Below are 6,899 nucleotides of genomic sequence, written 5' to 3'. Positions count from 1 at the left end.
GCGGGGGCCTGCTCGGGTGCCCGCCCGGGAGCGGGGACGCCCCGCGGCGCGGCGGCCGGCGGGGCGGGCGGCACCGGCCCGGCCGGACGCGCCGGATGTCCCTGCGGTCCCGGACGCCCCGGGGGCTGCCCCTGGTAGGCGGGCTGTCCCGGGCGCCCCGCCACCCCGCCCCGGTCCGCGGCCGCCACCCCGGCGGCCCCGGCCTGGCCGCGTGCGGTGCCGCGCCCGCGGCCGAACGGTCCGCCGGAGCCCTGGCCCGCCCCGCCGCGCGCGGCCAGTTCGCTGAGCCGCTCGTGCAGTGCGGCCGCGCCGGGCCGCTCGGCGGGCTCCTTGGCCAGGCAGGCCCGGATCAGCGGCGCCAGCTGCGGCGGCACCGCCGAGAGGTCGGGCTCCTCGTGGACGACGCGGTAGAGCATGACCTCCGAGGAGGCCCCGGAGCCGAACGGGCTGTCCCCGGTGAGCGCGTACGCGAGGGTCGCGCCGAAGGCGAAGACGTCGGTCGCGGGCGTGACGGCCGCCCCCCGGACCTGCTCGGGGGCGAGGAAGCCGGGCGAGCCGACGGCGGTGCCGACGTGGGTGAGCGTGCTGGCGCCGCGCGACCAGGCGATGCCGAAGTCGATGATGCGCGGCCCGCGCGGGGAGAGCAGGATGTTGGACGGCTTGAGGTCGCGGTGGACGACGCCGGCCTCGTGGACCTTGACCAGTCCGTCGGCGAGCGCGGCCCCGATCCGGGCGACCTCGGGCCAGCCGAGCGCCCCCTCGTCGCCGACCCGCTTGTACAGCGAGGGCCCGGGGACGTACGCGGTGGCCAGCCAGGGCCGGTCGGCCTCGATGTCGGAGCCCATGACGCGGGCGGTGCAACCGCCGCGGATCCGGGAGGCGGCGGCGATCTCGCGGGCGAAGCGGGTGCGGAACTCGACGTCCTCGGCCAGCTCGGAGCGGATCAGCTTGAGCGCGACGCGCTGCCCCCGGCGGTCCGACCCCAGGTAGACCACGCCCATGCCGCCGGCTCCCAGCCGACGGTGCAGGCGGTACGGCCCGACGATGCGGGGGTCCTCACGCCGCAGCCGCATCATCGCCATTCTCGTTTCCCCGTCAGACTGTGGGTGAGGCCCCGTCGGATGGGGCGTCGTCAGTTCCTGTCGGGCACAGCTTACGGACTGCCCGCTGCGGTGTGCTGATACGCAACACCTCAAGCCACCGTCCGATTGTCGGATCTTGGACCGGCCATCGGGTGGTGGGCTGCCGAACCGTTTCTCGGGGTTCCCCCTCAGGGTTCCCCTGGGACCGTGGTGCGGGCGTCTCCCCCTGCGGTAGTAGGCCCCAGGTCTGATCATCATCCTCCTGGAGGCCAGGAGAACAGTACGACGGCATGACGCCCGCCAACCCCCTCCCGCCATACCGTTGTTCTCAGCGGTGGACGGGGAGCTCGTCCCCCGAGGTAAGCCGTCCACCGCGTCCACGTGCACCACCGTCCATCCACCGGCCGAGCTCACGAAACAGGAGTCAAGGGCATGGCACCGCAGCCCACGGGATCCACCTCCCGGCGACGTCGGCCGGCCTTCACCCAGCCCGGGGCCACCGAGCCCACCCGGCACCCCGCGGTGGCGGTGGCCATGGCACTGCCCTGCGCGGTGCTGCTGGCGGTCCTGTTCGGCGGGTGGGAGCAGATGGCCAACCAGGCGCAGGCGGTGGCCGAGTTGATCGGCCACTGACCGGCCGGGCACCGAGGGTGCCCACGGAGCGGGCACTGATCCCCTGGGGACGGGGAACCAGTGCCGCCGGGGAGGCCGCGCCCGCGATGACCGCGGACGGGCGAGAGCGGCGCGCAGAGCGCCCCGGCAGGCGGAGACGCCGCGTACGGACGTCGGTGAGGGCGACCGTACGCGGCTCTTCTGCGTTCCCCGCGGGCCGCCGGCCCCTCCCGAATCCCGGAGCACGCCGAAACGGCCGGGGCCGCGACTCGTGGTGAGTCGCGGCCCCGGCCGTCACTGTGCGCGATACTGGGATTGAACCAGTGACCCCTACCGTGTCAAGGTAGTGCTCTCCCGCTGAGCTAATCGCGCCTGGTCAGGCGGTTGTGCAGCAGGCCCCGGAGGACCCGACGTGCGCGATACTGGGATTGAACCAGTGACCCCTACCGTGTCAAGGTAGTGCTCTCCCGCTGAGCTAATCGCGCCGGTGCGGTGCTACCGCAGCGAACCCCAGGATCCGAGGATCCGGAAGGTCCGACGTGCGCGATACTGGGATTGAACCAGTGACCCCCACCGTGTCAAGGTGGTGCTCTCCCGCTGAGCTAATCGCGCCTGGGAAGGTGTCCGGCAGGGCCGGGCATGGTGCGCGATACTGGGATTGAACCAGTGACCCCTACCGTGTCAAGGTAGTGCTCTCCCGCTGAGCTAATCGCGCGGGGAGGCCACCCGGCAGAGCCGGGCGAGCCTCTTGGAGGTGGAGACGGGATTTGAACCCGTGTAGACGGCTTTGCAGGCCGTTGCCTCGCCTCTCGGCCACTCCACCAGGCAACACTCGAAGGACGATCTTACACTGTCCTTCTCCGAGCGGACGACGAGATTCGAACTCGCGACCCTCACCTTGGCAAGGTGATGCTCTACCAACTGAGCCACGTCCGCCTGTCTCCCCGGGATCTTCACCGGTTTTCCCGGCTGCGCTCCCTGGCGACGTGTTGAACTCTAGCGGATTCCCGGGCCAGCTAAAAATCCGTTCCCGCAGCATGCCCGGCCGGTCGGCGCCGGACACCCTCCGCGCGCCCCGGCGCCGACCGGCCCGGACGGCCCTGGCGCGGGCGGACCGGCACCCTGAGTGACACCCGCAGGTCACCCGGCGTACGCCCGCGCGACCCCCGGATCTGCTCACGCCCCCCGACCTACACTTCAGGCACCGCCACCCGAGCAGAGCCCCGCGCAGGAGAACCGTGTCCGGCCACCCCGACCCCCAGCACCCCCTCGCCCGCTTCGGCGGCCGCCTCGCCACCGGGCTGCGCGACGTCACCTCCGACCCCGCCGCCCTGGACTCCACCGGCTGGTGGGCCGTCGCCTACGACTTCGAGGGCCTGCTCACCTGCGCCCGCTTCGACGACGTCCGCCCGGCCCCCGCCCCGCCCTCCGGCGCCGGCTGGCTCGGCCCGGCCGCCGGGGACTGGCGCAGCTCGCTCGACCGCGCCGCCTACGTCGCGGGCGTGCGCCGCGTCCGCGAGCACATCGCGGCCGGCGAGGTCTACCAGGCCAACCTCTGCCGGGTGCTCTCCGCACCGTTGCCCGACCCCGCCCGCACCGACGTCGACGCCCTCACCGGACTGCTCGCCCACGGCAACCCGGCCCCCTACGCGGGAACGATCCGGCTGCCCGGCCACGGCGTGGAGATCGCCACCGCCTCCCCCGAGCTCTACCTGCGCCGCACCGGCCGCACCGTCTCCTCCGGCCCGATCAAGGGCACCGGGCGCACCGAGCACGACCTGCTCGACAAGGACCACGCCGAGAACGTGATGATCGTCGACCTGGTCCGCAACGACCTCGGCCGGGTCTGCGCCACCGGCACCGTCACCGTGCCCGACCTGTGCGCGGTCGAGAAGCACCCCGGCCTGGTCCACCTGGTCTCCACCGTCGAGGGCACCCTGCGCCCCGGCGCCGGCTGGCCCGAACTGCTCGCCGCCACCTTCCCGCCCGGCTCCGTCACCGGCGCCCCCAAGTCCAGCGCCCTGCGGATCATCGAATCCCTGGAGACCGCCCCGCGCGGCCCCTACTGCGGCGCCGTCGGCTGGGTCGACGCCGACCGCGGCGAGGGCGAACTCGCCGTCGGCATCCGCACCTTCTGGATCGACCGGACCGACCCCGGGGCGCCCGAGCTGCGCTTCGGGACCGGAGCCGGGATCACCTGGGGCTCCGACCCCGACCGCGAATGGGCGGAAACCGAGCTGAAGGCCGCCCGCCTGGTCGCGATAGCGTCGGGCACCGACACCCCGCCCCACACCGACTGAACCCGCCCCGGATCGAACCCGACCCGACACGGACCGGACCCGCCGCCACCCGCAGCCGGCCGGCCCGCGCCCGTCCCGCGAGGAGCACCCCGCGATGCAGCACCCCACCACCAGCTGGGTCAACGGCACCCTCGTCGACTCCGCCGACCCGGCCCTGTCCGTCCTCGACCACGGACTCACCACCGGCGACGGCGTCTTCGAGACCATGAAGGCCGTCGACGGCCGGGCCTTCGCCGTCACCCGCCACCTGGAGCGGCTCACCCGCTCCGCCCGCGGCCTCGGCCTGCCCGACCCCGACCGCGACCTGGTCCGCGAGGCCTGCGCCGCCGTCCTCGCCGCCAACCCGATGCCGCTCGGCCGCCTGCGCATCACCTGCACCGGCGGCACCGCGCCGCTCGGCTCCGAGCGCGGCGACGGCGGTCCCACCCTGGTCGCCTCCCTCGGCACCGCCACCCGCCGCCCCGACACCACTGCCGTCACGGTCGTCCCCTGGCGCCGCAACGAGCACAGTGCCGTCGCCGGCCTCAAGACCACCTCCTACGCCGAGAACGTCGTCGCCCTCGCCGCCGCCCACCGCGCCGGTGCCTCCGAGGCCCTGCTCGCCAACACCGCCGGCCGGCTCTGCGAGGGCACCGGCTCCAACGTCTTCGTCGTCCTCGGCGGCCGCCTGCTCACCCCGCCGCTCGCCTCCGGCTGCCTGGCCGGCATCACCCGGCAGCTCGTCGTCGAGTGGTGCGGCGCCGAGGAGGCCGACCTCCCGCTCGACGCCCTCCAGGAGGCCGAGGAGATCTTCCTGACCTCCTCCCTGCGCGACGTCCAGGCCGTCACCCGCGTCGACGACCGCGAACTGCCCGGCCCCGGCCCGGTCACCGCCAAGGCGATGGCCCTCTTCGCCCAGCGCAGCGGCGACGACCTCGACCCCTGAGCACCCCGCCCGCCGTCCCCGCCGGAGAACCCCTCCGGCGGAACGGCGGAGTCCCGGGGCGGCTCCGACCGGTAGAAGACCCGGGCAGCGGGGAAGGGACCCCGACATGACCACCACGCTGCGCCCCGAGAGCCCGGAGACCCCCACCCCCGCCGGCGGCCGCACCCGGCGCTGGCAGATCTGCGTCAACGGCCGCCCGGTCGGCGGCCTGCGCACCACCGCCGTCCCGCGTGGCAACCAACTCTGGGGCGAGATAGCGGAGTTGGAGGTGCGCAGCGGGCGCGGCCGGGGGCGCGGGACGATCGGCGCGCTGGCCGCCGAGGAGGTGCTGCGCGGCTGGGGCTGCACCCGGGTGGACGCCGACATCCCCGAGGGCGCGCAGGTCGCCCGCTCCCTCGCGGTCACCCTCGGCTACACCGAGCGGATGCGGAACATGGTCAAACGGCTGGAAACGGCCCCCGCCCTGCCGCCGGGCACCGCCGCGCGCCCGCTCGGCGCCGACGAGTTCCCCGCCTGGCTGGCCGAGGCCAAGGCCGGCTACCTGCACGACCTGCGCGCCTCCGGCCTCGGCGAGGACGAGGCCCGCGCCAAGTCCGACGCCGACCACGCGAGACTCCTGCCGCAGGGCGCGGACACCCCGGGGGTCGCGCTGCGCCGGCTGTACGGGGCGGGGGAGGAGCCGCTGGGCTCGCTCTGGCTGGCGCTGCGGCTGCGCGAGCTGCCCGAGGGCGCCCCGCTGGCGTGGGTCATGGTGGTCGAGGTGGCGGACGCCCACCGGGGCCGCGGCCACGGCCGGACGCTGATGCGCCTGGCCGAGCGCGAGTGCCTGTCGGCGGGCGTCCGTGACCTCGGGCTGAACGTCTTCAGCGGCAACGAGGTCGCGCTCTGCCTCTACGAGTCGCTCGGCTACCGGGTCACCAACCGGGTCTACGGCAAACCGCTGCTGTGAGCGGCGGGACGCGGGTGGCGGAGGGCGAGCGGTGACGCGTGGGGTCAGGAGGCCTTGCCGGCCTCCACGGCGGCGATGACGCGCTCCAGCAGGCCGTCCTGGCTCTGCCCGCCGTCCAGGCGCTGCCCGGCGACCACGTACGTCGGCGTGCCGCTGACGCCGATCGCCCGGCCCTCGGCCTGGTCGGCGTCCACGGTCAGCATGTGCCGTCCGTCCACCAGCGCGGTGTCCACCTCCTCGGCGTCCACCCCGACCTCCCGGGCCACCTCCAGCAGGACCTCGGTGCCGCGCGCCTCCAGGTCCGCCACCCGCTCCAGCAGCGCCTCGACGAACGGCCAGCCGAGCCCCTGGGCGAACGCCTCCTCGGCCGCCTCGGCGGCGGGGTAGGCGTACTTGTGCTTCTCCAGCGGGAAGTGCCGCAGCTCGACCGGCAGCGCGTCGCCGTAGCGGGCGCGCAGCGCGCGGACGTCGGCGAGGGCGGTGCGGCAGTCCGGGCACTGGAGCTCGCACCAGAACTCAAGACGGGGGAGGGAACCTTCGATCATGCCCCCAGTGTTCCACCAGTGGGGCCTGTGCCGTTCCGGCGGCCGGGTCCGCGCAGTCCACCAGACCGGAGCGATGGGAGGTCCGACGAGATGACCAGTCCGACGGCCGGAGTGACGGCGTTCGGGAGGCGGCCGTGCTGACGGCGGCGGCGGCCTTCGCCCTGACGGCGGCGGGCGTGGCCGTGGCGGGCCTGCGGGCCTACCGCCGGCGCTTCCTGTCCGCGACCCGCTGGTTCGCCGTCGCGCTGCTGCCCGCCGGTCTCTATCTGACCGGCCTGTTCCCGGTGGCCCGCACGATCGGCGACGAGATCGCCGACTGGGCGGTCAAGCTGGTCTTCGACCCCCGGGTGTGGACCGGCATCGTGCTGCTGGCGGTCTCCGTGGGGCTGCTCGTCACCACCCGCTGGGTGGGGCGGCGCGGCGCCGTGACCGAGGGCCGTGAGGCCGCGACGCCGGCCGCCGGGCCCGCCCCGGCGCGTCCGGCCG

The 6,899-nt window shown here is 74.8% G+C and carries 7 protein-coding genes and 6 tRNA genes; 5 read left to right on the top strand and 8 right to left on the bottom strand.

What is annotated here, in order from left to right; genetic code table 11:
* A partial coding sequence (locus ACFXAM_RS36890) for a serine/threonine-protein kinase (protein ID WP_380298079.1) occupies nt 1-1,082 on the bottom strand: 1,082 nt, incomplete at its 3' end.
* 432 nt (nt 1,083-1,514) lie between these two features.
* Between ACFXAM_RS36890 and ACFXAM_RS36885 the strand changes: the two genes are divergently transcribed.
* Complete coding sequence (locus ACFXAM_RS36885) at nt 1,515-1,715, top strand: hypothetical protein (protein WP_380298078.1); 201 nt, start codon at nt 1,515-1,517, stop codon at nt 1,713-1,715.
* Nucleotides 1,716-1,994: 279 nt separating this feature from the next.
* Here ACFXAM_RS36885 and ACFXAM_RS36880 read toward each other — a convergent pair.
* The 6 genes from ACFXAM_RS36880 to ACFXAM_RS36855 form a co-directional block, all read right to left on the bottom strand.
* Nucleotides 1,995-2,066: transfer RNA gene (locus ACFXAM_RS36880), tRNA-Val, on the bottom strand.
* Between the two features lie 41 nt (nt 2,067-2,107).
* A tRNA-Val gene (locus ACFXAM_RS36875) sits at nt 2,108-2,179 on the bottom strand.
* A 55-nt stretch (nt 2,180-2,234) separates the two neighbouring features.
* Nucleotides 2,235-2,306 (bottom strand) — tRNA-Val (locus ACFXAM_RS36870).
* Nucleotides 2,307-2,334: 28 nt separating this feature from the next.
* Nucleotides 2,335-2,409 (bottom strand) — tRNA-Val (locus ACFXAM_RS36865).
* Nucleotides 2,410-2,443: 34 nt separating this feature from the next.
* Nucleotides 2,444-2,517: transfer RNA gene (locus tag ACFXAM_RS36860), tRNA-Cys, on the bottom strand.
* 40 nt (nt 2,518-2,557) lie between these two features.
* A tRNA-Gly gene (locus ACFXAM_RS36855) sits at nt 2,558-2,630 on the bottom strand.
* Nucleotides 2,631-2,932: 302 nt separating this feature from the next.
* On the opposite strand from ACFXAM_RS36855, the gene ACFXAM_RS36850 reads away from it, so the two are divergent.
* The 3 genes from ACFXAM_RS36850 to ACFXAM_RS36840 all read left to right on the top strand — a co-directional run bounded on the left by ACFXAM_RS36850 (nt 2,933) and on the right by ACFXAM_RS36840 (nt 5,868).
* Nucleotides 2,933-3,994: a chorismate-binding protein gene (locus ACFXAM_RS36850; protein ID WP_380298076.1), complete on the top strand. Its 1,062-nt coding sequence runs from the start codon at nt 2,933-2,935 to the stop codon at nt 3,992-3,994.
* Between the two features lie 94 nt (nt 3,995-4,088).
* Nucleotides 4,089-4,919, top strand: a complete 831-nt coding sequence (locus ACFXAM_RS36845) for an aminotransferase class IV (protein WP_380298075.1) — start codon at nt 4,089-4,091, stop codon at nt 4,917-4,919.
* 106 nt (nt 4,920-5,025) lie between these two features.
* Complete coding sequence (locus tag ACFXAM_RS36840; RefSeq protein ID WP_380298074.1) at nt 5,026-5,868, top strand: GNAT family N-acetyltransferase; 843 nt, start codon at nt 5,026-5,028, stop codon at nt 5,866-5,868.
* A 44-nt stretch (nt 5,869-5,912) separates the two neighbouring features.
* Here ACFXAM_RS36840 and ACFXAM_RS36835 read toward each other — a convergent pair whose 3' ends face one another.
* Nucleotides 5,913-6,413: a DsbA family protein gene (locus tag ACFXAM_RS36835; RefSeq protein WP_380298072.1), complete on the bottom strand. Its 501-nt coding sequence runs from the start codon at nt 6,411-6,413 to the stop codon at nt 5,913-5,915.
* Between the two features lie 134 nt (nt 6,414-6,547).
* On the opposite strand from ACFXAM_RS36835, the gene ACFXAM_RS36830 reads away from it, so the two are divergent.
* A partial coding sequence (locus ACFXAM_RS36830) for a hypothetical protein (RefSeq protein ID WP_380298070.1) occupies nt 6,548-6,899 on the top strand: 352 nt, incomplete at its 3' end.

Source organism: Kitasatospora sp. NPDC059462 (assembly GCF_042749955.1).
Lineage (GTDB): Bacteria > Actinomycetota > Actinomycetes > Streptomycetales > Streptomycetaceae > Kitasatospora.
The sequence above is the reverse complement of the archived record's forward strand: the minus strand, read 5'-3'. Positions and strand labels throughout refer to the sequence as shown.